The sequence below is a fragment of the Bacillus sp. P4_D3 genome, from assembly GCF_056401855.1.
This window is the reverse complement of record NZ_JBFUIN010000602.1, coordinates 1-1,895: the sequence shown is the minus strand read 5'-3', so window position 1 is coordinate 1,895 and position 1,895 is coordinate 1. Positions and strand designations below refer to the sequence as shown.

Below are 1,895 nucleotides of genomic sequence, written 5' to 3'. Positions count from 1 at the left end.
CACCTAATACAACACCAGCAGCTCCAAGATTTTGAGCAACTACAATATCTTCTTTCATCATTTCAATTTCTTCTTCCGTATATGTAAAAGACTTTGCATGCGGACGAATCATAACATGAACTGGTATTTGCACTGCTTCTACTGCTTTTTTTATAAAAGCATAACTCGGTGTTAAACCACCTTCTGTATACGATGAAATGAGTTCAATTCGATTTCCACCAGCATTTTCAATTCGCTTCACATCTTCTAAACAAGTTGCAATAACCTCTAGCATGAGATAACCTCTTTTCGTACTTTTTTCTTATTATACAGTAGGTGAAATAAGAAAAATAGCATTCCACTATAAAACTACAAAAAGAAGAATGAAAAGAAAGATTTTTTAAATTTATAATAAATGGAATATATGTTATATTTTTCTTGTGATTATACATTCTTATATTCTTATAAAGGGAGAGAAATATATGCTTCTTACAAAAATACGGTTCGTTATCTCTAGTTCATTAATTCCCTATTCTTTGAACAATGACATAATACATGGAATTATATCAACGATTTTTCAAATATATCKATCRYAACTYKAAATATATCAAYGATTCAACATAGAATACTGATTCACCGACAACGAAAAGTCTGTTCCAGAACGGAACAAACTTTATATTTCTTCATTACGACCGAAACGCCGCATCCGCCAGCATAGATAGTGTTGCATCATCCATCGGCGGATTGTGTAGTCCTGCTCTGACGTTTAAATAATAGCGATGAAGCGGATTTTTTTCTGATAAACTTTTCGCCCCTACGATGCGCATTGCTTTATCTACAATAGATATTGCCGCGTTCGTTACAACATATTTCGCAGCTGCTAGTTCGGCTTGCAATGATAATTTATCTTCTGCCTCATCGTATTTTTTCGCAATTTGATATAAAAAGACGCGAGCTTGCATAAGCTCAAGTTCTAATTCTCCAACTAATCTTCTAACATTCGGTAATAAACTAATAGAATGATTTAAACTATTTGGCTTGTATGATCCCGCAAACTGAACTGCATAATTTCTTGCTGATTGTGCAATTCCTAAATAACATGCTGGTATATGAAGTAACCAGCCAATCCCCTTAGCTTTAACCTTTGAACCCTTTATATCAGTGAAAAAGCGATCTGGTATCTCTACATTTTGTAAAACAAGATCATGGCTCGCAGTTCCTCGCATTGCGATACTATCCCACGTTTCTTCAATTATTACGCCTATCGTATTCTTTGGAATGACAAACTCTCCGATTTCTTCCTGGCCTTCAATACTTGCTGAAATGATAAAATAATCAAGTACTGGCGCCATTGTCGTAAACGTTTTTCTTCCATTTATAATCCACTTCTCACCTTTTTTGACAGCTAACGTCTCTGGTTTCCCGCCGCGCGTAGGACTCCCCGTATTCGGTTCTGTTGCAGCTCTATTAAAAAGCGCACCATTACGTACTTCTTCACAAAACCAAGTAAACATTTCCTCATTCCAAGAGCGATTTTCAGCTAATTCCTTTACAATGCCAAGGTGCCATCCAATTGATAATGCGGTGGCACCGCATCCTTCTGCTATTTTCTCTTGAAATAAAACGAAGTCATATAAAGAAATCGCATTGCCTCCCAATTCTTTTGGCAACGTTAATTTCGTATATCCGATATCTTTCAAATTATTAATATTTTCATATGGAAATGATCCTAATTCACTTAGTTGATGCTCCCTTTCCATGAACTTCGGAATCAATTTATTTATTTTCTCAATAACTAAAGATTGTTCTTCTGTTTCAACAAATGAGAGTGCCATACATAATCTCCTTTATGTTCGATTCATAAACCGTTCATTTTGTCATTATGATTATATGAAGTTACCTCTCTATTGTTTCAC

General features: G+C 35.2%; 2 protein-coding genes. Both read right to left on the bottom strand.

The window, feature by feature from the left end; all coding sequences use genetic code 11:
* The coding region (locus tag AC1DTM_RS24580; protein WP_477001108.1) for a copper homeostasis protein CutC at positions 1–274 on the bottom strand (274 nt) is incomplete at its 3' end.
* A gap of 391 nt (positions 275–665) precedes the next feature.
* Positions 666–1,814, bottom strand: coding sequence for an acyl-CoA dehydrogenase family protein (locus AC1DTM_RS24575; RefSeq protein WP_016105319.1), 1,149 nt, complete (start codon positions 1,812–1,814; stop codon positions 666–668).
* Between the last annotated feature and the right edge of the window lie 81 nt (positions 1,815–1,895).